The organism is Enterobacter cloacae complex sp. IR5450, assembly GCF_049238665.1.
Taxonomy (GTDB): Bacteria; Pseudomonadota; Gammaproteobacteria; order Enterobacterales; family Enterobacteriaceae; genus Enterobacter; species Enterobacter hormaechei_C.
In genome coordinates this window covers 47,290-72,844 of record NZ_JBMKIC010000019.1, presented here as the reverse complement: position 1 = coordinate 72,844, position 25,555 = coordinate 47,290, and the positions used below count along the sequence as shown (strand labels likewise).

Genomic DNA, 25,555 nt, shown 5'->3' with positions numbered 1-25,555 from the left:
ACTTGTTTTCTAAGCGATCGAGGTAAGGATAGATGTATGCTGTGAATTAAAAAAGGGAATCAATTGATTCCCTAAATAATTATCCGAAACGCACGTCGCGCCCGTGCGGTTCATCCAGGTCCTGCCACGGGCCAATGGAGATAATGCCCGTTGGGTTGATGGTCTTATGACTGCGGAAATAATGGGTGCGAATATGGTCAAAATTGACCGTCTCCGCAATCCCCGGCATCTGATAGATGTCACGCAGGAAACCGTGCAGGTTCAGATAATCGCTGATGCGATGCTTGTCGCACTTGAAGTGGGTGACATATACCGGATCAAAGCGGATCAGCGTCGTCCACAGGCGGATGTCTGCTTCAGTGAGGCGATCGCCCGTTAAATAACGATGCTGGCCGAGGATCTGCTCCAGGCGCTCCAGGGATCCAAACACGTTGCCGACCGCTTCGTCGTACGCTTCCTGACTGGTGGCAAAGCCCGCTTTGTAGACGCCGTTGTTGACGTTGTCGTAGATCCAGCCGTTCAGCTCGTCAATTTTCTCGCGCAGCTCAACCGGGTAGTAATCCCCGGCGCGGGCACCGTGTGCGTCAAACGCGGTATTGAACATGCGAATGATTTCAGCGGATTCATTGCTGACGATCGTCTGGTTTTTCTTGTCCCACAGCACAGGCACCGTTACGCGTCCGGTGTAGTGCGGATCGGCGCGCAGATAGAGCTGATACAGGAAATCGTGATGATAAAGCTCATCACCCGTCGCGGCAGGGAAGTCACTGTCGAACGTCCAGCCGTTTTCCAGCATCAGCGGGTTGACCACCGAAACCGGAATTAACGATTCGAGGCCTTTAAGTTTGCGCACAATCAGCGTGCGGTGCGCCCACGGACAGGCGAGAGAAACGTACAGATGATAACGATCTTTCTCCGCCGCAAAGCCCCCTTCGCCACTCGGGCCGGGTGCGCCGTCGGCGGTCAGCCAGTTACGGAAGGCCGAAACAGAGCGCTTAAAGCGTCCACCGGTGGATTTGGTGTCATACCAGACATCCTGCCAGACGCCGTCTACGAGTTGTCCCATTTTTTTCTCCTCCGTCAGATAGCAAAAGCGAGGAGATGTCTCCTCGCTTTGAATGTAATCAGTATAGCCTGCTTACCACTTCTTATTCAGAAGACGGTCGATGCTGTAGGCACCCGGGCCCGTGATAGCCAGCAGCAGGAAGCCACCCGCGATGGTCAGGTTTTTCATGAACATCAGGGAGTTCACGCCTTCCGCAAAGTTGCTGTGGAAGATGAACGCGGTCAGCAGGGTAAAGCCTGCGGTGAACAGCGCCGTGGTGCGGGTCAGGAAACCGAACAGCACTGCCAGGCCGCCGCCGAACTCAAGCAGAATGGTCAGTGGCAGCAGGAACCCCGGCACGCCCATCGCTTCCATATACTGCTGAGTGCCCGCATAGCCGGTAATTTTGCCCCAGCCTGCGGTGATGAACAGAATTGGCATCAGAATACGCGCTACCAGTACACCAACATCTTCTAATTTTTTCATTTTACTCTCCAGGAAACCACATCAGCGGCTAAACGTTATTTGCGTGCAAATTCGGGTAGATACCGCGTCTTTGCTGTCGATGGAGAGGAGTGTAAACGGGGCGGATGGCAATTGTTAGCAAGGAAAACTGTTAATCTTCTTCAAAGATATTGAGTAAGGGAGCGTGCGGGCTGGTGCCCTCACCCCATCCCTCTCCCACAGGGAGAGGGGGCAAAAACAAAAAACGGTAACCAGGGTTACCGTTTTGCTTTTTTCACCGCAACTGCTGCTGTCGCAGCGTGGTTTTCACCAGACGCCAGGCGCTCCAGGCGCCAAAGCCGCGACGTGCCCAGCGGATCAGCATGTTAGGATGCCGAACCGACCAGATCGCCATCACGCTGCTGCCGACCAGCGCCCATGAACGCAGGCTCAGGACCGTGTTCCAGCCGCGGTCAAACCGATGCGTGGCTTCAACCCAGTCGCGACGGCTGGCAGACAGATCCAGTCGCTGCTGCTGGATTTGGCTCAACAGATACGCTTTCCGCTTTTGACGTTCGGCTTTGTCGCTCACGACTTATCATCCTCCAGCAGGGCGCGGTCGTTGGCCAGCTCCTGGCGCGTATGACGCAGGAAGGTCGACGTGCGCGCTTTATGCAGGGTCCAGATACCGCCTATCAGCGCCGCCACCAGCAGAACCACGGTAGTCGCAATCATCGCGTTCAGACGATACTGTGGATCGATAGCCCAGATGATTAACACCATCAGGCTCATCAGACCAAACGCGGCAAAGAGCATCGTAAGCCCAAGCATGAGCAGCATCTGGAAGAGGTTGGCTTTCTCCTCTTCCAGCTCCACTACCGCAAGCCGGACGCGCGTTTCGGCAATCCCGACCAGCGTCGTAAGAATACGCTGGCCAATGCCGAGGACGTTTTTAGCAGGCCCTTGTGCGTGACGTGGATCTTCCATAATCAACGACGCGTCAGCAGGACACCCAGCACCACACCCACTGCGGCGCCAATACCCACACCCGTCCATGGATTATCACGTACATATTCGTCTGCGCGCGCAGCCGCTTCGCGGGTCTGTTTCGCCAGTGCATCACCGGTTTCACCCAGACGGTAACGGCTCTCTTTCAGTGCCTGCTCCGCTTTGCTGCGCAGTTTGCTGACTTCTTCTTTCGATTTATCGGCAGAAGAGTTCAGCACCTCTTCCAGGGTGTCCGCCAGGGATTTCAGTTCAGCGCGCAGATTTTCTGAAGTTGTATCTTTTGACATGATTCTCTCCTGTTGAGATTTCCGTTAACTCAATAATCGCGAGCTTCCAGCGCTTTCAGTTCGTCCTGCGCCTCTTGCAACTTCCTCTCGCGCTTGGCAATTTTTTCCGCATCACCTTTCTCTTTCGCTTCTTGCAGGTCTTGACGGCGCTCGGCTATCTCGTCCTTCTGTTCAGCGATTTTTTCCTGATGATCGGCACGCAGCTTGCTGTCCGTACAGTTGTCTTTCACTTCGCGCAACGCTTTTTTCAGTCCGTCGATCCGGTGCTGATTGTTATGCTTTTCGGCATAACTGATTTCGCGTTGGATATCCTGTTCTTTCTCCTGACAAAGAGACATAGCGAAGGAAGCTGTGCTTAAAGAAAAAAGGGCCAGAGCCAGGGTGATGCGGTATTTCATTATAGAAACCTTCCATTGTGTTACGGCGTAAGCCGTGTTCCAGAACTAAGCGGAGAACATCTGAGGGGTGCTCCGCGTACTTAAGCATAGTAAGTAAACGGGAGTTTCACCAAAGTAGGTGAAAATATTCGGAATATTAGTCGTTAACCAAATCGATGCGACGTGTCGCGTAACCGTGACATCCAGGAGGCGACGTGGCTGTCATCATCCTGTTGCGCAATGATGTAACCCTGCGGCAGCGTGCGGTCCAGCACGGCTTTCGCCGCGGCGCTTTGCGCACTGGAGTCAAATTTTATCAGCAGCACATCGTCTTGCGGCGTGATGCTCTTAAAGCGAATCCCGTTTGCGTCGAGATGATGCCAGATGGAAAAACCATCCGGCACGCTGGTTCCCTGGCTCACAGGACGGATAGCCAGCGTCGACTCCTGATGCTGTAGCGCAGACCACAGCAGGATAAGAGCGCTGAACATCATCAGCGCGACGATGGCGTAAGAGAAGCGGCGCAGCGCGAGCGGGGAGATAACCATCGTTAACCCCTGGCCCCGTATTTCTTCTTCCACAGTACGACCAGGGACCCGACCAGGCCAAACACCAGCAGAACGACGGGCAGCAGCATCAGGCAAGACATCAGTTGGTCTTCGTATTTCATAAAGACCGGCGTTTTACCCAGCGCGTAGCCGAGCGTGGTCAGGATCAGCACCCACAGCAAGCCGCTCATCCAGTTAAAGAACTGGAAGCGCGTGCTGCTCAGGCCGGACAGGCCCGCAATGGTGGGCAGTAGGGTGCGTACGAATGCGATAAAGCGGCCGATCAGCAAGGCGGAAAGCCCATGCTTATGGAAAAGGTGGTGCGCTCGCTGGTGGTAATGGGCCGGAAGGTGCGAAAGCCAGTTCTGAACGATTCGCGTGTTACCCAGCCATCGCCCCTGAATGTAACTCACCCAGCAGCCCAGGCTGGCGGCAATGGTTAAAAGCAGGACCGTTTGCGGGAAAGCCATTGCCCCTTTTGCACAAAGCACCCCGACCAGCACCAGCAGGCTGTCGCCCGGTAAAAAGGCAGCAGGCAGCAGACCGTTCTCAAGGAACAGGATCATAAATAATACAAAGTAGAGCATGCCAATCATGGACGGGTTGGCCAGCGTTTCGAAATCCTGAGCCCAGAGGGCGTTCAGTAGTTGGGTCAAAAGTTCCATTCAGTGTTCCTGGAAATCGGTTAACGTCACGCCTGTAATTCGGGAAATACAGCACGGCGACATTGTTATGATTTCATTATGGTCGCTCGCGGACACATTGATGTGTGGCCAACACTGTTCCCTGTTAATTGGCTGGTTAGCAAGCACTAACTTACAAAATAACGAAGTGAATCCAATTGTAACAAAGCCCGACGTTCTGCGTCACAGAATTTGAGGGGAAACACGATTTTGGCGTAAGCCACGGAGGGGAGCGAGAAATTTTACAAAGGCTGACACTATAGAGGTTTTCTTACCCTGTCTGGCCGGAAGGCGCGGCGGTGCGCCTGCCAGCAGTTCGGGGCGTTATTTTGCGAGATTGGTCGCGGTATCGAGGTGAACGACCGGATTATCGGCAAAAAGATAGCGGTCAGCGTTAAATTCAAAGTCATCACTTGTTTCATTAAACAGCATCTGTTTGGTGTTCTCCAGATGCTGCCACATTGCCAGTTTCGCCGCATGCGGATCTTTACGAATCAGGGCTTTAAGAATCTGGTCGTGATCGTCACACCAGTTATCTACCGTGCGGGAATCAATGTGATCGTGCAGTTTCTTCCAGTACGGGTTGTGAACGCGCTGAGTCCACATTTTTTCAACGATTGCCGCCAGCGCCGTGTTCTGAGTCGCAAGGGCGACCTGGACGTGGAATTGCAGGTCCCATTCAGAATCGCGGAAACATTTTTCTTTACGCGCGTGATCCTGGATTTCCATCAGCTTCATGATGTCCTGCTTGGTCACCTGCGTCGCAGCAAATTCCGCAATGTTGCTTTCAATCAGCTGGCGAGCCTGGAGAAGCTCAAACGGACCGTAGCTGGCAAATTCCAGACTTTCGTCCGGGGTGGGGGAGTGTTTCGCCTGGCTGGAAATCACATGAATGCCGGAACCTTTGCGTACCTCAACATACCCTTCCACTTCCAGCATGATGATGGCTTCGCGGACCACCGTGCGGCTGACGCTTTTTTCATCCGCAATGAAACGCTCAGCGGGAAGTTTATCACCGACAAGATAGACCCCTTGCTCGATGCGATCTTTCAGCTCGGCGGCAAGTTGTTGATATAAACGACGTGATTCGGTGATTTCCATATGCGCTCCAGGCAGGGTACGGCGAATGATTTGTTATACCACTTTTGCGTGCCAGTCTCCAGATTTCGCCATCAAAAAAGCCGCCCGGAGGCGGCTTTTGCGTCGTTCTTGCCGGGTGGCGCTACGCTTACCCGACCTACTATTTTATTGGATTTTGTAGGCCGGGTAAGGCGGAGCCGCCACCCGGCACAACAACGCTAACTATGCGTCGCCGGTCCCCCGAGGGACTCTTTCGCAAGTTCATCTGCGGATTTGCTTTTCAGCACCGTCCAGATAACCACCGCACCCAACAGGTCGAAGACAGCCAGTACCGCGAACAGTGGGCTGAAACCAATCGTATCCGCCAGCGCGCCGACCACCAGTGCAAACAGGGTACTTGCGGTCCAGGCGGCCATCCCGGTCAGGCCGTTGGCGGTGGCGACTTCGTTACGACCAAACACGTCGGACGAGAGCGTAATCAGCGCACCGGACAGAGACTGGTGAGCAAAGCCCCCGATACACAGCAGGGCGATAGCCACGTAAGGGCTGGTGAACAGGCCGATCATACCCGGGCCGATCATCAGCAGGGCGCCCATGGTGACCACCATCTTACGGGACACAATCAGGTTCACGCCAAACCAGCGCTGGAACAGCGGTGGCAGGTAGCCGCCGACGATACAGCCCAGGTCTGCAAACAGCATTGGCATCCAGGCGAACATCGCGATCTCTTTCAGGTTAAAGCCGTAAACTTTAAACATGAACAGTGGGATCCAGGCGTTAAACGTACCCCAGGCCGGTTCTGCCAGGAAGCGTGGCAGGGCGATACCCCAGAACTGACGGGTGCCCAGGATCTGCCAGACGGACATCTTTTTGCCGTTGTCGGTCTGATGCTGGGATTCCTGACCATTAATAATGTAGTCACGTTCTTCGTCAGACAGCTTTTTCTGGTCGCGCGGGTGTTTATAGAAAATCAGCCACGCCATGGCCCAGGCAAAGCTCAGCACACCGGAGATGATGAACGCCATCTGCCAGCTGTGCATCACAATCGCCCACACCACCAGTGGCGGAGCAATCATCGCCCCGATGGAGGAGCCCACGTTGAAGTAACCGACAGCGATAGAACGCTCTTTTGCCGGGAACCATTCAGAGCTGGCTTTCAGACCCGCGGGGATCATCGCCGCTTCGGCAGCACCTACCGCACCACGCGCCAGCGCCAGTCCGCCCCAGCTGCCGGCCAGCGCGGTCGCCCCACAGAAGACGGCCCAGGCTACAGCAAAGAAGGCATAACCAATTTTTGTACCCAGAATATCAAGAACATAACCTGCAACAGGCTGCATTACGGTGTAAGCGGCAGAGTAAGCCGCAATGATGTAAGAGTATTGCTGCGTGGAGATATGTAACTCTTCCATCAACGTTGGCGCCGCTGCTGCCACGGTGTTACGTGTCAGGTAGCCCAGCACGGTGCCGAGCGTCACCAGTGCGATCATGTACCAACGTAACCCTTTAATTTTACGCATGTAAAACCTCATCGTTATGTTATTTCCGTGTCGGGACACGGCAACAACTCAACCGTTGCCGGGAGCTGTTCTGTAACGGGAGGGGCGTAACCGGGAACCTGTCCCGGAACGGCCCGAACCTTGCCATTAGTAATCGTGCTAAGTCGGCTTCCGTACCGTTAAATCCGATGTATCAAACACCGGTAATGCATTCTGTCGGCTTATAGTTTGCGACGGCGAAAAGATAACTTGTCATACAACTTTAAAAGGTGAGTGACATCACAAAAGTGTGAATCTTTGTAGGGACATTATGCGGCACGCGCAAAGCCAGAACTGGCGCGGTCTGGGAGAGGGTTTACCCCTTTGAGGGTAATTTATTTGTCGACGTTTATTGATCTAACTCACGAAAAAAACGTCGGACTCTGGAAATTGGTGTGATAACTTTGCAGCATCTGAACATAAGCTTTCTGACGCTCCCGTAATGAGGAAGACGATAATGACACCGTTTATGACCGACGATTTTCTGTTAGATACCGAATTTGCTCGCCGCCTGTACCACGACTACGCAAAAGACCAGCCGATTTTCGACTACCACTGCCATTTACCGCCGCAGCAGGTTGCCGAAAATTACCGTTTCAAAAACCTGTATGATATCTGGCTGAAGGGTGACCACTATAAGTGGCGCGCAATGCGCACCAACGGCGTGGCCGAGCGCCTGTGTACCGGCGACGCGACCGATCGCGAGAAGTTTGACGCCTGGGCCGCTACTGTTCCCCACACCATCGGTAACCCGTTATACCACTGGACGCACCTCGAACTGCGTCGTCCGTTTGGTATCACCGGCAAGCTGCTCTCTCCCGCCACGGCGGATGAAATCTGGGATCAGTGCAACGACCTGCTGGCGCAGGATAGCTTCTCGGCGCGCGGCATCATGAAGCAGATGAACGTGAAGATGGTGGGCACCACCGACGATCCTGTCGACTCTCTGGAGCACCACGCGGTTGTCGCGAAGGACAGCACGTTTGACATCAAAGTGCTGCCAAGCTGGCGCCCGGATAAAGCCTTCAACATCGAGCTGCCGACCTTTAACGACTACATGGCGAAGCTGGCGGAAGTGTCTGACACCGATATCCGTCGCTTTGGCGATCTGCAAACCGCGCTGACCAAACGTCTGGATCACTTTGCCGCACACGGCTGTAAAGTGTCTGACCACGCGCTGGACGTAGTGCTGTTCGCGGAATCCAGCGAAGCTGAGCTGGACAGCATTCTGGCGCGTCGTCTCTCCGGCGAAGCCCTGAGTGAGCACGAAGTGGCGCAGTTTAAAACGGCGGTACTGGTATTCCTCGGTGCGGAATATGCCCGCCGCGGCTGGGTTCAGCAGTATCACATCGGCGCGCTGCGTAATAACAACCAGCGTCAGTTCAAACTGCTGGGCGCGGACGTGGGCTTTGACTCCATCAACGACCGTCCGATGGCGGAAGAGCTGTCAAAACTGCTGAGCAAACAGAACGAGCAAAACCTGCTGCCAAAAACCATCCTTTACTGCCTGAACCCACGCGATAACGAAGTGCTGGGCACCATGATCGGCAACTTCCAGGGCGAAGGGATGCCGGGCAAGATGCAGTTCGGTTCCGGCTGGTGGTTTAACGATCAGAAAGACGGCATGGAGCGTCAGATGACGCAGCTGGCGCAGCTCGGCCTGTTGAGCCGCTTCGTTGGCATGCTGACCGACAGCCGCAGTTTCCTCTCCTATACCCGCCATGAATATTTCCGCCGCATTCTGTGCCAGATGATTGGCCGCTGGGTGCACGCGGGCGAAGCGCCAGCAGATATCCAGCTGCTGGGCGAAATGGTGAGAAACATCTGCTTTAACAATGCGCGTGACTACTTCGCCATTGAACTGAACTAAGGCCGTTTGAGGTTGATATGCAATACATCAAAATCCATTCGCTGGATAACGTTGCCGTCGCGCTGGCCGATTTAGCCGAAGGGACGGAAGTGACCTTCGACAACCAGTCGGTGACGTTACGCCAGGCCATTGGACGTGGACATAAGTTTGCCCTGATCCCCATCGCGAAAGGGGAGAACGTGGTGAAGTACGGTTTGCCCATCGGTCATGCGCTGGCGGATATTGCGCCGGGTGAATACATTCATTCCCACAATACCCGCACCAATCTCAGCGATCTGGACGAGTACAGCTATCAACCTGACTTCCAGGCAGAAGAAGGACAGGCGGCCGATCGTGAGGTGCAGATCTACCGCCGCGCCAGCGGCGAGGTGGGGATCCGCAATGAACTGTGGATCCTCCCGACCGTCGGCTGCGTGAACGGGATCGCGCGTCAAATTCAGACGCGTTTCCTGAAAGAGACTAACAATGCTGAAGGCACCGACGGCGTGCATCTGTTCAGCCACACCTACGGTTGTTCCCAGCTGGGCGACGACCACATCAATACCCGCACCATGCTGCAAAATATGGTGCGCCACCCGAACGCGGGGGCGGTGCTGGTGATTGGCCTCGGCTGTGAAAACAATCAGGTTGACGCCTTCCGCGATACGCTGGGCGAGTTCGATCCTGAGCGCGTGCACTTTATGGTGTGTCAGCACCAGGACGACGAAGTGGAAGCGGGCGTCGAACAACTGCACCAGCTGTACGAGGTGATGCGTCACGACAAGCGCGAGCCGGGCAAGCTGAGCGAACTGAAGTTTGGCCTGGAGTGCGGCGGGTCTGACGGGCTTTCCGGCATTACCGCTAACCCGATGCTGGGCCGCTTCTCGGATTATGTGATTGCCAACGGCGGCACCACGGTGCTGACCGAAGTGCCGGAGATGTTCGGCGCAGAGCGCATTCTGATGAGCCACTGTCGCGACGAAGAGACGTTTGAGAAGACCGTCACCATGGTGAACGACTTCAAACAGTACTTCATTGCCCACAATCAGCCGATTTACGAGAACCCGTCGCCGGGGAACAAGGCGGGCGGAATCACCACGCTGGAGGAGAAATCCCTCGGCTGCACCCAGAAAGCGGGGGCCAGCCAGGTGGTGGATGTTCTGCGCTACGGCGAACGCCTGAAAACCCACGGCCTGAACCTGCTGAGCGCACCGGGTAACGATGCGGTCGCCACCAGCGCGCTGGCGGGGGCGGGCTGCCATATGGTGCTGTTCAGTACCGGCCGCGGTACGCCGTACGGCGGGTTTGTGCCGACGGTTAAAATTGCCACCAACAGCGAGCTGGCGGCAAAGAAAAAGCACTGGATCGATTTCGACGCAGGGCAGCTGATCCACGGCAAAGCGATGCCGCAGCTGCTGAGCGAGTTCGTGGACGCTATCGCAGAGTTCGCCAGCGGCAGGCAGACCTGTAACGAGAAGAACGACTTCCGCGAGCTGGCGATTTTTAAGAGTGGTGTGACGCTGTAAGCTGGGTGCGGGCTGGTGCCCTCACCCCAACCCTCCCCACAGGGAGAGGGTGCAAACACTAAAAACGGCAACACATGTTGCCGTTTTGCATTTACCTTGTAGGCCCGGTAAGGCGTAGCCGCCACCGGGCTTTTCTTTTTAACTGCGCAGGGCGTTCTTCGCTAAACGCGCATCTTCCGCCTGACAGGCTGCGGCGGTAAACAGCACGTCGGTAGAGGAGTTCAGCGCAGTCTCGCAGGAATCCTGCAATACGCCGATAATGAAGCCGACCGCGACAACCTGCATGGCAATCTCGTTCGGGATACCGAACATGTTACAGGCCAGCGGGATCAGCAGCAGCGATCCGCCCGCCACGCCGGATGCGCCACAGGCACACAGTGATGCAACGACGCTCAGCAGCAGCGCGGTTGGCAGATCCACCGGAATACCCAGCGTATGCACCGCCGCCAGCGTCAGCACGGTGATGGTGATCGCCGCACCCGCCATGTTCACGGTCGCACCCAGCGGGATCGACACGGAATAGGTATCGCGATCCAGGTTCAGCTTCTCCGCCAGCGCCATGTTGACCGGAATGTTCGCCGCCGAGCTGCGGGTAAAGAAGGCATACACGCCGCTCTCGCGCAGGCAAGTCAGCACCAGCGGATACGGGTTGCGGCGGATCTGCCAGAACACCAGCAGCGGGTTGATCACCAGCGCCACCAGCAGCATACAGCCGACCAGGACGACCAGCAGCTGCGCGTAGCCCCACAGTGCGTCGAAACCGGTAGTGGCCAGCGTCGAAGAAACCAGACCAAAGATACCGACTGGTGCAAAGCGAATCACCAGCTTCACCATGAAAGTCACGGCATTGGACAAATCGTTGACCAGGTTTTTCGTGGTCTCGTTGCCATGACGCAGCGCGAAGCCCAGACCAATCGCCCAGACCAGGATGCCAATGTAGTTTCCGCTCATCAGTGCGGTGATGGGGTTAGAGACCATGCTCATCAGCAGGCCGCGAAGGACTTCCACAATCCCGGACGGCGGGGTGATATCACCGGCCGCGCTGGTCAGGTGCAGCGTAGACGGGAACAGGAAGCTAAACACAACGGCCGTTAAGGCAGCAGAGAAGGTTCCCAGCAGATACAGGAACAGAATAGGGCGAATGTTGGTTTTTTGTCCGTGCTGGTGGTTGGCAATCGACGCCATCACCAGCATCAGCACCAGTACCGGGGCGACGGCCTTCAGGGCGCCCACAAACAGCGTCCCGAGCAGTCCCGTGGCCTCCGCGGCAGGTTTCGACACCATGGCCAGCAGAATACCCAGTACCAACCCGACCAGAATTTGTTTTACAAGACTGCCCTGCGCCAGGCGCGCGAACAGACCGCGTGATTGTGTGCTCATACGTTATTCCTGAGTGAAATTGCGTTCCATCCTGGATGTGCTCTAAGTCACATTTATTTCCGGATGTAAGTAAATGTTTGCCTGGTCGAGTATAGGGAATACGTGAAAGGAGGGAAGCGTAAAATGCTGGATTTTACGTGTTGCGTCATGTTTTTTAACTATTGGTTAACGAAAGCGCCGGGTAGCGCTACGCTTACCCGGCCTGCATTGCATTTCCCCCTCTCCCTGTGGGAGAGGGTTGGGGTGAGGGCATCAGCCCGCACCGAACGTTGCACTAAACCTGCTGCTTCTTATCGTGCTGGCGGTTAACCCAGGTATTGATAATCAGCGTCACCAGCAGAATGCCAAACACCACGCCGAGCGAAATGGCGATCGGGATATGGTAGAAATCGACGATCAGCATCTTGATACCGATAAACACCAGAATCACCGACAGGCCGTACTTCAGCATTGAGAAGCGCTCTGCCGCGCCTGCCAGCAGGAAGTACATCGCACGCAGGCCGAGGATGGCGAACAGATTCGAGGTCAGAACGATGAACGGGTCGGTGGTAACTGCGAAGATAGCCGGGATACTGTCCACCGCGAAAATCACGTCGCTCAGCTCGACCAGAATCAGCACCAGCAGCAGCGGGGTGGCGAACAGCAGGCCGTTCTTACGCACGAAGAAATGCTCGCTCTCGATCTTGTCCGTCATGCGCAGATGACCCCGGAACCACTTCACCAACGGCTTATCACCGATACCGGTATCGTCTTCTTTCGCCAGCGCCATTTTGACCCCGGTGAACAGCAGGAACGCACCAAATACATACAACAGCCATTCGAACTGGGTAATCAGCCAGCTACCGGCGAAGATCATGATGGTACGCAGGACAATAGCGCCCAGAACGCCGTACACCAGCACGCGGCGTTGCAGAGCCGCAGGCACGGCGAAGTAACTGAACAGCATCAGCCAGACGAAGACGTTATCAACCGCCAGTGCTTTTTCAATCAGATAGCCGGTGAGGAAGGCGAGTGCCTGAGGATCGGCCACCGCGCGGCCTTCGGTTGAGGCCAGATACCACCAGAAGGCGGCGCAGAAAAGAAGTGAGAGGGTAACCCATACCAGCGACCAGACGGCGGCTTGCTTGACGCTCATGCCGTGTTCGCCGCGACGACCCTGCAAAAAGAGGTCGATCGCCAGCATGATGAGCACGACAACCGCGAATCCGCCCCACAGCATTGGAGTGCCGACAGAATGCATACTATTTTCCTTACACATAAAAAACAAAAACGGCTATGGTCAGAAGACGATAGCCGTTAGCTTTTTATGCATAGACCTCGCCTTCCGGCAAGGTCTCACTTACAACCTCGAAGGTTGCCCGGCGACCGGATGCGGTTTTGCACGCATCGTAATGACGATCCACCGGCGAAGAAGTTACTCCCCTTTGCAGGTAACAAATTATGTCAGACCATCGGTTTCGTCAATGGTCTGCACGATTTCATTACACAGCTTTACGCGACGGCTTCCACATTCACGCCGTCTGCGGGGAAAATCACGCCAGTCTGTCGGCGGATCTCCGTTTGCAGCTTCGCCGTGGTGCGGCTGATTGCCAGCCCCGGGTGGTTCACTTCGTTGTCTTCTACCAGACGGGCGAAGACCTCTGCCTCATAGAGCATAGTGTTAATATGCTGAGGCTGCGTCAGCTCCTGCGCTTTGCCGCCGCGGGGAACGATGCTTAGCTTCTGGCATTCGGAGATTTTTTCGATCACCAGCGAGCCGTCTTCGCCCTGAATTTCGCTTGGCAGTACGGAGTCACTGACCTTCGAGTGCTGCAACGTCACGCTGAAATCACCGTAGTCCAGCACCACAACGCCATGTGCATCCACGCCGCTCTCCAGCAGGCTGGCGGTGGCCGTTACGCCGTGCGGTTCACCCCACAGGGCGACCGCAGAGGCCAGGCAGTAAAAACCGATATCCATAATCGAGCCATTCGAGAAGGCCGGGTTAAAGGTGTTCGGGTTTTCGCCGTCCAGGTAGCGCTGGTAGCGCGAGGAATACTGGCAGTAGTTGATAAAGGCTTTACGCACTTTGCCAATTTTCGGCAGGGACTGCTGCAACAGCAGGAAGTTCGGCAGGCTGGCGGTTTTGAACGCTTCAAACAGCACCACCTGGTTTTCCCGGGCAAGCGCAATGGCGGCTTCCACTTCCTCAATATTCGAGGCCAGCGGCTTCTCGCAAATCACGTGTTTTTTGTGGCTGAGGAACAGCTTCGTTTGCGGGAAATGCAGAGAATTCGGGCTGGCAATATAGACCGCGTCAATGGCGTCGCTTTGCGCCATCTCATCGAGCGAGGTGAACAGATGTTCAACCAGGTAGTCATTCGCAAAACTCTGCGCCTGCTCAAGGCTGCGGGAATAGACTGCGGTGAGCTTATATTTGCCGGTTTCGTGGGCGGCGTCGACGAACTGGCGCGTGATCCAGTTCGTACCGATGACTGCGAAACGTATCATAAACGTTTACGTACTCCGTAGCAGGGAACTTAAAACCACTGTAGCACGTCATCATGACATTTCGCGTGCGCTACTGCGCATTACTCTTTAACGATAAATGCGTCAGCCACAAACGGGTATCAAACTCCAGCTGGTGGTACTGTGGCTCCATGTGGCAGCACAGGGAATAGAAGGCTTTGTCGTGCTCTTTCTCTTTCAGGTGCGCCAGCTCGTGTACCACGATCATCCGCAGAAAGGCTTCCGGCGCGTTACGGAAAACGGTCGCGACGCGGATCTCCGCTTTAGCCTTCAGCTTGCCGCCCTGCACGCGGGAGATGGCGGTATGCAGGCCGAGCGCGTTTTTCAGCACATGGATCTTATTGTCGTACATCACCTTGTTGATCGGCGGGGCGCTCTTAAGATACTGGTTTTTCAGATCCTGCGTATACTGCCAGAGGGCTTTGTCAGTCGCGAAATCATGCGTGCCCGGGTAGCGTTTTTCCAGCACCGCACCGAGCTTTCCCGCGGCAATCAGGTCACGAACCTGGGAAAGTAAATGCTCCGGATAGCCCTGGAGATAAGTCAGCTGGTTCATCAAAACCCCAAAATAGTGTGAAAACGGGTATACTCACGCACCCTTTTCAGGGATACGCCAAATTTTACCATTCAGGAGGGCCGATGAGCCACTTAGACAACGGTTTCCGTTCACTCAACCTTAAACGTTTCCCGGAAACGGACGACGTGAACCCGCTTCAGGCGTGGGAAGCGGCGGATGAATATCTGCTGCAACAGTTGGATGAGACTGAAATCAGCGGCCCGGTTCTGATCCTGAATGACGCGTTTGGCGCGCTGGCCTGCGCGCTGGCGGAACATGCGCCTTACAGTATCGGCGATTCTTACTTAAGCGAACTGGCGACGCGTGAAAACCTGCGCCATAACGACATCGAAGAGTCCAGCGTGAAGTTCCTCGACAGCACCGCGGACTACCCGCAGGCGCCGGGCGTGGTGCTGATTAAGGTGCCAAAAACCATGGCGCTGCTGGAGCAGCAACTGCGCGCGCTGCGTAAAGTCGTCACGCCAGAAACCCGCATTATCGCGGGTGCCAAAGCGCGTGATATTCACACCTCGACGCTGGAGCTGTTCGAGAAGGTCCTCGGCCCGACCACCACGACGCTTGCCTGGAAAAAAGCACGCCTTATCAACTGCACCTTCAGCGCACCGGCGCTGGCCGACGCGCCAGAAACGCTGAGCTGGAAACTGGAAGGTACCGACTGGACCATCCACAACCACGCGAACGTCTTTTCCCGTACCGGTCTGGATATCGGGGCGCGTTTCTTTATGGAACATCTGCCGGAAAATCTTGAGGGTGAGATTGTCGACCTGGGCTGCGGCAATGGCGTGATTGGCCTGACGCTGCTGGCGAAGAACCCGGAGGCCAGCGTGGTGTTCAGCGACGAATCGCCAATGGCGGTGGCCTCCAGCCGTCTGAACGTGGAAACTAACCTGCCTGAAGCGCTGGATCGCTGCGAGTTTATGATCAATAACGCGCTGTCGGGCGTAGAGCCTTTCCGCTTCAACGCGGTATTCTGTAACCCGCCGTTCCACCAGAAGCACGCCCTGACGGATAACGTCGCGTGGGAGATGTTCCACCACGCGCGCCGCTGCCTGAAAATCAACGGCGAGCTGTATATCGTGGCGAACCGCCACCTGGACTACTTCCACAAGCTGAAGAAGATTTTCGGCAACTGCGTCACCATTGCCACCAATAACAAATTCGTGGTGCTGAAAGCGGTGAAGCTGGGGCGTCGTCGCTAAATAACCAGTGCAAGCTGGGTGCCCTGCGCAATCGCCCGCCGCGCATCCAGCTCCATCGCCACGTCGCACCCGCCGATCAAATGCACCGTTTTACCCGCTTCGCGCAGCGGATCGGCCAGATCGCGCTTTGGCTCCTGTCCGGCGCACAAAATCACATGATCCACGCGCAGCAGCTGCGGTTCACCACCGATCAGCACATGCAGCCCGTCGTCGTCGATCTTCTGGTAGCTCACCGCCGGCATCATCTTCACCCCGCGCGAGAGCAGGGTGGCGCGGTGGATCCAGCCAGTAGTTTTGCCCAGCCCTTCACCCGGCTTGCTGGCCTTACGCTGGAGCATCACGATCTGACGCGGGCTTTTCGGCAGCTGCGGCCCTTCCGGGCGTAAACCGCCGGACTGACTGAGACTGGTATCAATGCCCCATTCCACGCAGAACTCAGCGATGTTCTGGCTGGTGGCTTCGCCCGGCTGGCTTAAATACATCGCGGTATCAAAACCGATCCCGCCGCAGCCGATAATCGCCACCTTCTCGCCAACCGGCGCTTTGTCGCGCAGCACGTCCAGATAGCTCAATACCTTCGGATGATCGATACCCTCGATCGCAGGGGTGCGCGGGGCGATCCCACTCGCGAGGATCACCTCGTCGAAACCGATCAGATCCGCCGCGCTGACAAACTGGTTAAGCCGCAGCTCGACGCCCGTCAGCTCGATCATCCGGCGGTAGTAGCGCAGCGTTTCGTAGAACTCCTCTTTGCCGGGGATCTGTTTGGCGATATTAAACTGCCCGCCAATCTCCCCCTGCGCATCAAACAGCGTCACGCCGTGCCCGCGCGAGGCGGCATTGACCGCAAACGCCAGGCCCGCCGGGCCAGCGCCCACCACGGCCAGGCGTTTTTTATTGACCGTCGTAACCACCGGCATTTTGGTTTCATGGCAGGCGCGGGGGTTAACGAGGCAGGAGGTGACTTTGCCAGCGAAGATTTGATCCAGACAGGCCTGGTTACAGCCGATGCAGGTGTTGATCTCATCCGCACGGCCGCTTTGCGCTTTGGAGAGCAGTTCGGCATCCGCGAGGAACGGACGCGCCATCGAGACCATATCGGCGTCGCCGCGGGAGATCACATCGTCCGCCACCTGCGGGTCGTTAATGCGGTTAGTGGCCACCAGCGGAACGGAGACTTTGCCTTTCAGCTTGCGCGTTACCCAGCTGAACGCCGCACGCGGCACCGGCGTGGCGATGGTGGGGATGCGCGCTTCGTGCCAGCCAATCCCGGTGTTGATAATGGTGGCACCGGCGTCTTCAATTGCCTGCGCCAGCTGCACGGTTTCGTCGAAGGTGCCGCCGCCTTCCACCAGGTCGAGCATCGACAGGCGGAAGATGATAATAAAATCCGCACCCGCACGTTCACGCACCGCGCGCACCACCTCCACGGCAAAACGCATGCGGCGGGCATAGTCGCCACCCCATTCGTCGTCGCGCTGGTTGGTGCGTGCGGCGAGAAATTCGTTAATCAGATAGCCTTCAGAGCCCATCACCTCCACGCCGTCGTAGCCTGCTTCCCTTGCCAGCGCGGCGCAGCGGGCAAAAACGTCGATCAGCGCCAGGATCTCGTCGTGGCTAAGGGCGTGAGGAGTAAAGCGGTTAATCGGCGCCTGAATAGCCGAGGGGGCAACCAGGTTCGGTTGATAGCTGTAGCGCCCGGTATGCAGAATTTGCAGGGCGATTTTGCCGCCCTCGCGGTGGACCGCGTCGGTCACAATGCGGTGGTGCGACAGTTGTGACGCATCATTCAACACCGCGCCGCCCTCCATCGTCACCCCGGAAGGGGCAGGGGCTACGCCGCCGGTGACAATCAGCGCCACCCCGTGGCGCGCGCGTTCGGCATAGAAGGCTGCCAGACGTTCAGCCCCGTCCGGACGCTCCTCCAGCCCGGTGTGCATTGAGCCCATCAGCACGCGGTTTTTGAGGGTGGTGAACCCCAGATCGAGAGGGGCGAATAACGACGGGTAGCGGCTCATAGTCTCTTCCAGTGTAAAATTATTGTTATGTGGTCGGATGAGTTACTAATTTAGCCAGCGGGGAGTAAAAGGGAAAAGGGGAATGCGGTGAATGTGATGGGATTCAAATATTGGTGTGGCCTGATGCCCTCACCCTAACCCTCTCCCTAAGGGAGAGGGGACTTAATCTCCCTCTCTCTTAGGGAGAGGGCCGGGGTGAGGGGGATGCCCGCACCAGCCCCGGTGCCTGCCACATCGGCGTGGTCAGCCCGCTGTCCACCAGCCCGAGCTGGTCGGCGTACACCGCCTGCCATTTCTGCATCATGCCGTCGTACAGTTCCCGGTGCTGCGGGTTTGGCGTGAACTCGCGGCTCCACTTCACCAGCCGCTCGCCCGTCGAAGCCATATCCGCAAACAGCCCCGCGCCAGCTCCTGCGGCAAGGGCACAGCCGAGCGCCGTTGCCTCTTTAACTTCCGGCACGCGCACCGGCAGGCCGGTAACGTCGCTTAAAATCTGACTCCACAGGGCGCCTTTGGCCCCGCCGCCTGCAAACACCAGACTCTCAAACGTCACGCCGGAGAAGCGCGAAATCTGCGCCAGGTTGCAGGCCGAGACGATCGCCGCGTTCTCCTCCAGGGCGCGGAACAGCGTCGCTTTGTTGCACTTTTCCGGGTCGATGGAGAGGTTAATAAACGACGGCGCGGCGTGGTACCACTGCTTAAAATGCATCGCGTCGGAGAAGATTGGCATCACGCCGTGGGAGCCCGCCGGGACGCGGCTCGCCATCTCTTCCAGCAGGGAATAGGTGTCCATCCCCATCCGCTCGGCAATCAGCTTTTCCTCGGCGCAAAAGGCGTCGCGGAACCAGCGCATGGTCAGCCCGGTAAAGAAGCTGATCGACTCCGCCTGCACCATGCCGGGGATGACGTGCGGGTTCACGCGGATGTTCATGTCGGGGTCGGTGCGTACCTGCGGCAGATTGACCACCTGCTGCCAGAAGGTGCCGCCCAGCACCGCCGTTTGTCCGGCGCGGACCACGCCCAGCCCCAGACAGCCCAGCTGCACGTCGCCGCCGCCCATCACCACCGGCGTGCCTTCACGCAGGCCGCACTGCTGCGCGGCCTGTTTGGTAATCGCGCCCAGCACGGTGCCGGTCTCTTTCACCGGGGAAAGGATATCGGCGCGCAGCCCGGCCATGTCGAGCAGCGCCGGACGCCAGTCGCGGGAGAAGAGATCCAGCATACCGGTGGTGCCCGCATTGGACGGGTCGACCGCCAGCTCGCCGGAGAGCTTCGCCGCCAGCCAGTCGCTGATCATGGTGATAGTCGCAGACTTGCGGTAAATATCCGGACGGTGGTGCGCCAGCCACAGCAGGCGCGGCATGGCGCTCAGCGCCAGCGTCTGGCCGGAGACCTCATACACTTCGGATTCAAACCGGTAGTCGTGGATCTCTTTGAGTTCAGCCACCTCGCGGCTGGCGCGGGCGTCGACGTTGGCGCAGGCCCAGATAGCCTCGCCGTTGCGGTCGTACAGCACAATCCCTTCGCGCATCGAGCAGCAGGCGACGGACTGAATATCCGCCGCGCTAAGCCGTGCGCGCTCCAGCGCCTGCTGAATACACCGGCAGGCCAGCCGCCAGTTGGTGTCGAGATCGAACTCCATCGACCCCGGCACGTTCTCCACGCTCAGGTGCTTCCACTCGGCCTGGCCAACGGCAATCTGGTTGCCCTGTAAATCGAAAATCACGGCGCGAACGCTGCCTGTCCCTGCATCTAACGCTAAAAGGTAACTCATGAGCTTGCCTCGCTGTTAGCGCAGGGCTGCTCTTATCCGGCCAGAGCCAGCACCGCGCGGGCTGTCGTCTCTTCCGTCACCAGGCCATTAATACGGCGACCTTTCAGTGCGGCATAAATCGCATCGGCTTTCTCTTCCCCTCCGGCCACGCCGACAATGGTGGGCAGCTGCGCCAGTTCATCGAGCGTGACGCCCAGCAGTTCTTTGTGGATCTCCAGCTCCTCGACGCATTCCCCTTCGGCGTTAAGGAAATAACCGAGGATATCGCCCACCGCCCCTTTACGGGCGTACATCAGCTGTTCACCTTCGCTGATATAGCCGGAGCGCAGGATGGTGGCGTCACGGCGCTGGTTCACGGAACCAATGCCGACCACCGCCACGTCAGCGGCGGTCGCGGCGAGGATCACGTCCCGCACGCTGGTTTCGCGCTTTAAGATCCCGGCGACTTCAGCGGATGACACGCGAAGCGGGGCGGGGATCATGCTGACGCTACAGGCCGCATCCAGCTGGCCGATACCGGTCATATACGGCCCGACGCCGCCGGAGAGCGTCACCAGGCGGATCTGCTGCGAGCTGATAAAGCCGCTTAAGTGTTGCAGGCTGCTCATGGTGGTTTCACCGAACCCCACCGCCAGCAGCTGGCCGGGCTCCAGCACGCCCATCAGCGACTGCGCCGCGCCAATGCCCAGCCGCACGTTCATCGGCGGGGTATTTAGGGCAGGCATCACGCGCACCAGCTTCAGGCCAAAGCGCTGTTGCAGCTCGGTTTCCAGCGACAGGCAGCCCTCGTAGCGGGAGTTGATCTGCACGCGGATCACCCCGGACTGGCGGCCTTTCTCCAGCAGGCGGGAGATCTTCAGGCGCGGCAGCCCGAGGCGTTCGCCGATATCGTTCTGGGTCAGCCCGTCGTGGTAGTAGCACCAGGCCACGCGTGCCACCAGCTCCTCTTCCGCCAGTGCCAGCCCGGCAAACCGTCCTTCTTCCGCAGTGCGTTTATCGCTCATAATTGAACTCTTATAAAAATTTAGATCATATGTTCGTAATGGCGTGGCGTGAAAATGTGAGCCACGCGACAAAACGGATCTTTTCGATCGATTCCGGTTTATCTAAATCTCAATCGATAAAATTGTGATCCCTGCACGGTTGTAAATATAGTTCACCGTCTACGCTTTTGAACATTATTAAATGTAAAAATCATTTGTTCAATAGCGGAGCGATGATGACACCACTTCTCGACGCGCGTGATATCAGCAAGCAGTTTTCAGGCGTACCGGTCTTAAAAGGCATTGATTTCACGCTGCTTGCGGGGCAGGTGCATGCGCTGATGGGCGGTAACGGCGCGGGAAAATCGACGCTGATGAAGATCATCGCCGGGGTAGAAACCCCGGATAGCGGTGAACTTTCGGTGGCGGGTGAGTCTTTTACACGGCTTACCCCGGCTCAGGCGCACAGGTTAGGCATTTATCTGGTGCCGCAGGAGCCGCTGCTGTTTCCCAACCTGACGGTGCGGGAAAACATCCTGTTTCGTCTGCCGCGAGAGCGCGATCGGGAAAATCGTCTGGCGGAAAAACTCCGGCAATTGCAGTGCCAGCTTAACCTCGACGCCACCGCCAGCACCCTCGAGGTGGCTGACCAGCAGATGGTGGAGATCCTGCGTGGGCTGATGCGCAACGCCAGAATTCTGATCCTCGATGAACCCACGGCCTCGCTGACGCCAGGTGAAACCGAACGGCTGTTTCGCCAGATCCGCGCCTTGCAGGATCTTGGCGTCGGGATTGTTTTTATCTCGCATAAGCTGCCGGAGATTCGGCAGCTGGCGAGTCACGTCTCGGTGATGCGCGACGGCGCCGTGGTGCTCAGCGGCGAAACCGCGCAGTTTGACGATAACGCCCTGATCGCCGCCATGACGCCGGTAAGCCGGGAGACCTCCCTGAGCGATACGCAAAAGCTGTGGCTGGCGCTGCCGGGCAACCGCCGCACCCAGCCGCAGGACTTTCAGGTGCTGCGGGTGGAGGATCTTACCGGGGAAGGGTTTATCGATCTCAGCCTTGAGATCTACGCCGGGGAGATCGTCGGCCTGGCCGGGCTGGTAGGCTCCGGGCGCACCGAGTTTGCCGAAACGCTCTACGGCCTGCGTCCCGTACGCGGCGGGCGGGTGTGGCTGGAGAACCAGGAGATCACCACCGAACCGGTGGGTTCACGTCTGGAAAAAGGGCTGGTTTATCTGCCGGAAGACAGGCAGGTGTCCGGCCTGTTTCTCGACGCGCCGATCCGCTGGAACACCGTGGCGCTGAACGAGCCGTCGCTCTGGCAGCAGCGAAAGCGGGAGTCTGCTGTAGTGGAACGCTATCACCGGGCGCTGGGGATCAAGCTCAACCATGCGGATCAAACCGTGCGCACGCTCTCCGGTGGTAATCAGTAGAAGGTGCTGCTGGCGCGCTGTCTGGAGGCCAACCCGCTGCTGCTGATCGTCGATGAACCGACGCGCGGCGTGGACGTCTCGGCGCGCGCCGATATTTATCAGCTGCTGAAAAGCGTGGCGGCGCAGAACGTGGCGGTGCTGATGATCTCAAGCGATCTCGATGAGTTTCCCGGCCTCGCGGATCGGGTGCTGGTAATGCATCAGGGCGTGCTCAGCGGCGAGCTGCCGCGCCACGCCGTCAGCCTCGACCGGATGATGGCGCTGGCGTTTGGAGGGCAATCATGAAGATCTTACTGAAAAACCGCGAGCTGAGCGCGTTTCTCGCCATTCTGGCGCTGTTCGCCGTGCTGGTGGCGCTGAACCCGTCGTACCTGAGCTTACAGACGCTGGGGATGATCTTCGCCAGCTCGCAGATCCTGATCCTGCTGGCTATCGGCGCGGCGCTGGTGATGCTGACCCGCAATATTGACGTCTCCGTCGGCTCCACGGTCGGGTTGTCCGCCATTGCCGTCGGCGTGGCGCTTAACAGCGGCTACAGCCTGCCCGTTTCCATTCTCTTCGCGCTGTCGATCGGCGCGCTGGCCGGGGCGTTCAACGGTTTTCTGGTGGTGGGCCTGCGCATTCCGGCGATTGTCGCCACCCTCGGCACGCTGGGGCTTTATCGCGGGGCGATGCTGCTCTGGACCGGCGGGAAGTGGATAGAAGGGCTGCCGCCGGGGCTGAAATCCCTCTCTGAGCCTGCCGCCGTCGGCATTTCGCCGCTCGGCATGCTGGTGTTGATTATCGCGGCCACCGGCGCGTGGACGCTGTCGCGCACCGCCTTTGGGCGGGATTTTTACGCCGTGGGGGATAACCTCACCGCCGCGCGCCAGCTGGGCGTGGCGGTGAACCGCACCCGCATGATCGCCTTTACCCTCAACGGCCTGCTGGCGGCCTGCGCCGGGATCGTCTTTGCCGCGCAGATAGGCTTCGTGCCCAACCAGACCGGCAGCGGGCTGGAGATGAAAGCCATCGCTGCCTGCGTGCTGGGGGGCATCTCGCTGCTGGGCGGCACCGGCACGCTGGTCGGTGCGTTCCTCGGCGCGTTCTTCCTCACCCAAATCGATACCGTGCTGGTGCTGTTCAGGCTCCCGGCGTGGTGGAACGACTTTATCGCCGGGCTGGTGCTGCTGGGCGTGCTGGTGCTCGACGGGCGTCTGCGTCAGGCACTGGCGCGGCATCAGCGGGCGCTGAAATACAGCCGTTTCCAGCCCGGTAACAAAGGGGGAAAGCACGTTACCCCGTTTCCCAAACGCAAAAAAGAGGTGGCGTAAATGAGGCTTAACTGGGAAAGCGCGCTGCTGATTTTACTGGTGCTGGAGATCCTGCTCTTCGGCGCCATCAACCCGCGCATGCTTGATATCAACATGCTGCTGTTCAGCACCAGCGATTTCATCTGTATTGGCATCGTGGCGCTGCCGCTTACGCTTGTAATTATCAGCGGCGGGATCGACATCTCCCTCGGCTCGACCATCGGCCTGTGCGCGATTGCGCTGGGGGTGATGATGCAGGCCGGGTGGCCGATGGCGGTCGCCGTTCCGCTTACGCTGCTGCTGGGTCTGCTGTGCGGGCTGGTGAATGCGGCGCTGATCCACTACACCGGCATCAGCCCGATGGTCATTACCCTCGGCACGCTCTACCTCTACGGCGGCGGCGCGCTGCTGCTCTCCGGCATGGCGGGGGCGACGGGCTACGAGGGCATCGGCGGCTTCCCGGACAGCTTTACCGCCTTCGCTAACCTCACGGTGCTGGGGCTGCCGATCCCGCTGGTGCTGTTCGCGGTGATTACCGCCTTCTTCTGGCTGATTACCCACCGTGGGCGCTTTGGTCGGCACCTGTTATTGATTGGGCAGAACCCGCGCGCGGCGCGCTATGCGGCGCTGCCGGTGAACGGCATGCCCTACGCGCTGTACGGCCTGGTGGGCGTGGCTTCGGCGATTGCCGCGCTGGTGATGGTCTCCTATTTCGGCTCTGCGCGTTCGGATCTGGGGCGCGATTTGCTGATGCCCGCGCTCACCGCCGCCGTGCTCGGCGGAGCCAATATCTACGGCGGGTCAGGTTCTGTTGTCGGTACGGCGCTGGCGGCGCTGCTGGTGGGGTATCTGCAACAGGGTTTACAGATGGTCGGCATCCCCAACCAGGTGTCGAGCGCGCTGTCGGGGGCGCTGCTGGTTGTGGTGGTGATGGGGCGTTCGCTGAGTCTGCACCGCGAATGGGTGCGATCTCTCTTCAGAAAACTATCCGGAGCGTAAGATGAAAACAAAACTGCTCGTCCTGGCAATGGCCCTCAGCTTCGCTTCGGCGCAGGCGGCGGACCGCATTGCCTTTATCCCGAAACTGGTAGGCGTGGGATTCTTCACCAGCGGCGGCAACGGCGCGAAAGAGGCGGGGAAAGATCTTGGCGTGGACGTGACCTACGACGGCCCGACCGAGCCGAGCGTCTCCGGTCAGGTGCAGCTCATCAATAACTTCGTCAACCAGGGCTATAACGCCATCATCGTCTCTGCCGTGTCACCGGACGGTCTCTGCCCGGCGCTGAAGCGCGCGATGCAGCGCGGCGTCAAGGTCCTGACCTGGGATTCCGACACCAAACCGGAGTGCCGCAGCATCTACATCAATCAGGGGACGCCGGAACAGCTGGGCAGCCTGCTGGTGGAGATGGCGGGCAAGCAGGTCACCAAACCGAACGCGAAAGTGGCGTTCTTCTACTCCAGCCCGACCGTCACCGACCAGAACCAGTGGGTGAAAGAGGCGAAGGCCAAAATCGAGAAAGATCATCCTCAGTGGCAGGTCGTCACCACCCAGTTTGGCTATAACGACGCCACCAAATCGTTGCAAACCGCCGAAGGGATCTTAAAGGCCTATCCGGATCTGGATGCGATCATCGCCCCGGACGCCAACGCCCTGCCAGCCGCGGCACAGGCGGCGGAAAACCTGAAACGGGAAGGGGTGGCGATTGTCGGCTTCAGCACGCCGAATGTGATGCGCCCGTACGTTGAGCGCGGCACGGTGAAAGCCTTCGGCCTGTGGGATGTGGTGCAACAGGGCAAAATTGCGGTCAATGTCGCCGATCGTTTGCTGAAAAAAGGCGATCTTAACGTCGGCGACAGCGTAGACGTGAAAAATATCGGGACGCTGAAGGTCGAGCCGAACAGCGTGCAGGGCTACCAGTATGAGGCGAAGGGCAACGGCATCGTGCTGCTGCCGGAGCGCGTGGTGTTCACCAAAGAGAACATCAGCAAATACGATTTCTGAC

General features: G+C 58.1%; 23 protein-coding genes and 1 pseudogene. 7 read left to right on the top strand and 17 right to left on the bottom strand.

Features of this window, described 5'->3' with window-relative positions; genetic code table 11:
• Positions 1-79: 79 nt before the first annotated feature.
• The 10 genes from ACOTYB_RS15365 to ACOTYB_RS15320 form a co-directional block, all read right to left on the bottom strand.
• Positions 80-1,066: a glutathione S-transferase family protein gene (locus ACOTYB_RS15365; protein WP_003862653.1), complete on the bottom strand. Its 987-nt coding sequence runs from the start codon at positions 1,064-1,066 to the stop codon at positions 80-82.
• A 72-nt stretch (positions 1,067-1,138) separates the two neighbouring features.
• Positions 1,139-1,531 (bottom strand): DoxX family protein, encoded by a 393-nt coding sequence (locus ACOTYB_RS15360; protein WP_003862651.1) that lies wholly within the window; start codon positions 1,529-1,531, stop codon positions 1,139-1,141.
• A 253-nt stretch (positions 1,532-1,784) separates the two neighbouring features.
• Positions 1,785-2,081: a YqjK-like family protein gene (locus tag ACOTYB_RS15355; protein WP_003862649.1), complete on the bottom strand. Its 297-nt coding sequence runs from the start codon at positions 2,079-2,081 to the stop codon at positions 1,785-1,787.
• Complete coding sequence (locus ACOTYB_RS15350) at positions 2,078-2,476, bottom strand: phage holin family protein (RefSeq protein ID WP_003862647.1); 399 nt, start codon at positions 2,474-2,476, stop codon at positions 2,078-2,080. The genes ACOTYB_RS15355 and ACOTYB_RS15350 overlap by 4 nt, the downstream gene beginning before the upstream one ends.
• Positions 2,477-2,478: 2 nt before the next feature.
• Positions 2,479-2,784, bottom strand: coding sequence for a DUF883 family protein (locus ACOTYB_RS15345; protein ID WP_003862645.1), 306 nt, complete (start codon positions 2,782-2,784; stop codon positions 2,479-2,481).
• A gap of 29 nt (positions 2,785-2,813) precedes the next feature.
• Positions 2,814-3,182 (bottom strand): DUF1090 domain-containing protein, encoded by a 369-nt coding sequence (locus ACOTYB_RS15340; RefSeq protein ID WP_003862642.1) that lies wholly within the window; start codon positions 3,180-3,182, stop codon positions 2,814-2,816.
• A gap of 143 nt (positions 3,183-3,325) precedes the next feature.
• Positions 3,326-3,709 carry an EnvZ/OmpR regulon moderator MzrA gene (gene mzrA, locus ACOTYB_RS15335; RefSeq protein ID WP_003862640.1) on the bottom strand — a complete coding sequence of 128 codons (384 nt, stop codon included), beginning with the start codon at positions 3,707-3,709 and terminating at the stop codon, positions 3,326-3,328.
• A gap of 2 nt (positions 3,710-3,711) precedes the next feature.
• The gene (yqjA, locus tag ACOTYB_RS15330; protein ID WP_003862638.1) at positions 3,712-4,374 is read right to left on the bottom strand and encodes a DedA family general envelope maintenance protein YqjA; all 663 of its coding nucleotides are present in this window, start codon (positions 4,372-4,374) and stop codon (positions 3,712-3,714) included.
• A gap of 342 nt (positions 4,375-4,716) precedes the next feature.
• Complete coding sequence (gene exuR / locus ACOTYB_RS15325; RefSeq protein WP_003862635.1) at positions 4,717-5,493, bottom strand: transcriptional regulator ExuR; 777 nt, start codon at positions 5,491-5,493, stop codon at positions 4,717-4,719.
• A 197-nt stretch (positions 5,494-5,690) separates the two neighbouring features.
• The gene (locus ACOTYB_RS15320; RefSeq protein WP_220153365.1) at positions 5,691-6,989 is read right to left on the bottom strand and encodes an MFS transporter; all 1,299 of its coding nucleotides are present in this window, start codon (positions 6,987-6,989) and stop codon (positions 5,691-5,693) included.
• Between the two features lie 475 nt (positions 6,990-7,464).
• Here ACOTYB_RS15320 and uxaC point away from each other — a divergent pair, with 475 nt between their 5' ends.
• Entirely contained in the window at positions 7,465-8,877 is a 1,413-nt protein-coding gene (gene uxaC, locus ACOTYB_RS15315; RefSeq protein WP_023323772.1) for a glucuronate isomerase, read from the top strand.
• 17 nt (positions 8,878-8,894) lie between these two features.
• Positions 8,895-10,382 carry a UxaA family hydrolase gene (locus ACOTYB_RS15310; RefSeq protein ID WP_003862630.1) on the top strand — a complete coding sequence of 496 codons (1,488 nt, stop codon included), beginning with the start codon at positions 8,895-8,897 and terminating at the stop codon, positions 10,380-10,382.
• Positions 10,383-10,520: 138 nt separating this feature from the next.
• Here ACOTYB_RS15310 and sstT read toward each other — a convergent pair whose 3' ends face one another.
• From sstT to ACOTYB_RS15290, 4 genes are all read right to left on the bottom strand, one after another.
• Complete coding sequence (gene sstT, locus ACOTYB_RS15305; protein WP_003862628.1) at positions 10,521-11,762, bottom strand: serine/threonine transporter SstT; 1,242 nt, start codon at positions 11,760-11,762, stop codon at positions 10,521-10,523.
• Between the two features lie 274 nt (positions 11,763-12,036).
• Positions 12,037-13,002, bottom strand: a complete 966-nt coding sequence (locus tag ACOTYB_RS15300) for a TerC family protein (protein WP_003862625.1) — start codon at positions 13,000-13,002, stop codon at positions 12,037-12,039.
• Positions 13,003-13,253: 251 nt separating this feature from the next.
• Positions 13,254-14,252 (bottom strand): Gfo/Idh/MocA family protein, encoded by a 999-nt coding sequence (locus ACOTYB_RS15295; protein ID WP_003862623.1) that lies wholly within the window; start codon positions 14,250-14,252, stop codon positions 13,254-13,256.
• Positions 14,253-14,322: 70 nt separating this feature from the next.
• Positions 14,323-14,826: a YgjP-like metallopeptidase domain-containing protein gene (locus tag ACOTYB_RS15290; RefSeq protein WP_003862622.1), complete on the bottom strand. Its 504-nt coding sequence runs from the start codon at positions 14,824-14,826 to the stop codon at positions 14,323-14,325.
• A gap of 83 nt (positions 14,827-14,909) precedes the next feature.
• On the opposite strand from ACOTYB_RS15290, the gene rlmG reads away from it, so the two are divergent.
• A complete protein-coding gene (gene rlmG, locus ACOTYB_RS15285) occupies positions 14,910-16,046 on the top strand; it encodes a 23S rRNA (guanine(1835)-N(2))-methyltransferase RlmG (RefSeq protein WP_045332921.1) in 1,137 nt (378 codons plus the stop codon).
• Here rlmG and ACOTYB_RS15280 read toward each other — a convergent pair.
• The 3 genes from ACOTYB_RS15280 to lsrR form a co-directional block, all read right to left on the bottom strand.
• The gene (locus tag ACOTYB_RS15280) at positions 16,043-18,064 is read right to left on the bottom strand and encodes an NADPH-dependent 2,4-dienoyl-CoA reductase (protein ID WP_220153364.1); all 2,022 of its coding nucleotides are present in this window, start codon (positions 18,062-18,064) and stop codon (positions 16,043-16,045) included. The genes rlmG and ACOTYB_RS15280 overlap by 4 nt on opposite strands.
• A 178-nt stretch (positions 18,065-18,242) precedes the next feature.
• Positions 18,243-19,838: an autoinducer-2 kinase gene (gene lsrK / locus ACOTYB_RS15275; RefSeq protein ID WP_409248944.1), complete on the bottom strand. Its 1,596-nt coding sequence runs from the start codon at positions 19,836-19,838 to the stop codon at positions 18,243-18,245.
• 32 nt (positions 19,839-19,870) lie between these two features.
• Entirely contained in the window at positions 19,871-20,842 is a 972-nt protein-coding gene (gene lsrR / locus ACOTYB_RS15270) for a transcriptional regulator LsrR (RefSeq protein WP_059294738.1), read from the bottom strand.
• Between the two features lie 215 nt (positions 20,843-21,057).
• Here lsrR and lsrA point away from each other — a divergent pair.
• The 4 genes and pseudogenes from lsrA to lsrB all read left to right on the top strand — a co-directional run bounded on the left by lsrA (position 21,058) and on the right by lsrB (position 25,554).
• Positions 21,058-22,545, top strand: a pseudogene (gene lsrA, locus ACOTYB_RS15265) (autoinducer 2 ABC transporter ATP-binding protein LsrA).
• Entirely contained in the window at positions 22,542-23,573 is a 1,032-nt protein-coding gene (gene lsrC, locus ACOTYB_RS15260; RefSeq protein WP_023314884.1) for an autoinducer 2 ABC transporter permease LsrC, read from the top strand. Before lsrA ends, lsrC begins: the two are co-directional and overlap by 4 nt.
• On the top strand, positions 23,574-24,551 hold the full coding sequence (gene lsrD / locus ACOTYB_RS15255; protein WP_220153362.1) for an autoinducer 2 ABC transporter permease LsrD: 978 nt from the start codon (positions 23,574-23,576) through the stop codon (positions 24,549-24,551).
• 1 nt (position 24,552) lies between these two features.
• On the top strand, positions 24,553-25,554 hold the full coding sequence (gene lsrB / locus ACOTYB_RS15250) for an autoinducer 2 ABC transporter substrate-binding protein LsrB (protein ID WP_045343356.1): 1,002 nt from the start codon (positions 24,553-24,555) through the stop codon (positions 25,552-25,554).
• Position 25,555 lies beyond the last annotated feature (1 nt).

Bases quoted from the DNA above. Each gene is read 5' to 3' on its own strand.
- ACOTYB_RS15365 (WP_003862653.1), bottom strand. From the start codon at position 1,066: ATGGGACAACTCGTAGACGGCGTCTGGCAGGATGTCTGGTATGACACC.
- ACOTYB_RS15360 (WP_003862651.1), bottom strand. From the start codon at position 1,531: ATGAAAAAATTAGAAGATGTTGGTGTACTGGTAGCGCGTATTCTGATG.
- ACOTYB_RS15350 (WP_003862647.1), bottom strand. From the start codon at position 2,476: ATGGAAGATCCACGTCACGCACAAGGGCCTGCTAAAAACGTCCTCGGC.
- ACOTYB_RS15345 (WP_003862645.1), bottom strand. From the start codon at position 2,784: ATGTCAAAAGATACAACTTCAGAAAATCTGCGCGCTGAACTGAAATCC.
- ACOTYB_RS15340 (WP_003862642.1), bottom strand. From the start codon at position 3,182: ATGAAATACCGCATCACCCTGGCTCTGGCCCTTTTTTCTTTAAGCACA.
- mzrA (WP_003862640.1), bottom strand. From the start codon at position 3,709: ATGGTTATCTCCCCGCTCGCGCTGCGCCGCTTCTCTTACGCCATCGTC.
- yqjA (WP_003862638.1), bottom strand. From the start codon at position 4,374: ATGGAACTTTTGACCCAACTACTGAACGCCCTCTGGGCTCAGGATTTC.
- exuR (WP_003862635.1), bottom strand. From the start codon at position 5,493: ATGGAAATCACCGAATCACGTCGTTTATATCAACAACTTGCCGCCGAG.
- ACOTYB_RS15320 (WP_220153365.1), bottom strand. From the start codon at position 6,989: ATGCGTAAAATTAAAGGGTTACGTTGGTACATGATCGCACTGGTGACG.
- uxaC (WP_023323772.1), top strand. From the start codon at position 7,465: ATGACACCGTTTATGACCGACGATTTTCTGTTAGATACCGAATTTGCT.
- ACOTYB_RS15310 (WP_003862630.1), top strand. From the start codon at position 8,895: ATGCAATACATCAAAATCCATTCGCTGGATAACGTTGCCGTCGCGCTG.
- sstT (WP_003862628.1), bottom strand. From the start codon at position 11,762: ATGAGCACACAATCACGCGGTCTGTTCGCGCGCCTGGCGCAGGGCAGT.
- ACOTYB_RS15300 (WP_003862625.1), bottom strand. From the start codon at position 13,002: ATGCATTCTGTCGGCACTCCAATGCTGTGGGGCGGATTCGCGGTTGTC.
- ACOTYB_RS15295 (WP_003862623.1), bottom strand. From the start codon at position 14,252: ATGATACGTTTCGCAGTCATCGGTACGAACTGGATCACGCGCCAGTTC.
- ACOTYB_RS15290 (WP_003862622.1), bottom strand. From the start codon at position 14,826: ATGAACCAGCTGACTTATCTCCAGGGCTATCCGGAGCATTTACTTTCC.
- rlmG (WP_045332921.1), top strand. From the start codon at position 14,910: ATGAGCCACTTAGACAACGGTTTCCGTTCACTCAACCTTAAACGTTTC.
- ACOTYB_RS15280 (WP_220153364.1), bottom strand. From the start codon at position 18,064: ATGAGCCGCTACCCGTCGTTATTCGCCCCTCTCGATCTGGGGTTCACC.
- lsrK (WP_409248944.1), bottom strand. From the start codon at position 19,838: ATGAGTTACCTTTTAGCGTTAGATGCAGGGACAGGCAGCGTTCGCGCC.
- lsrR (WP_059294738.1), bottom strand. From the start codon at position 20,842: ATGAGCGATAAACGCACTGCGGAAGAAGGACGGTTTGCCGGGCTGGCA.
- lsrC (WP_023314884.1), top strand. From the start codon at position 22,542: ATGAAGATCTTACTGAAAAACCGCGAGCTGAGCGCGTTTCTCGCCATT.
- lsrD (WP_220153362.1), top strand. From the start codon at position 23,574: ATGAGGCTTAACTGGGAAAGCGCGCTGCTGATTTTACTGGTGCTGGAG.
- lsrB (WP_045343356.1), top strand. From the start codon at position 24,553: ATGAAAACAAAACTGCTCGTCCTGGCAATGGCCCTCAGCTTCGCTTCG.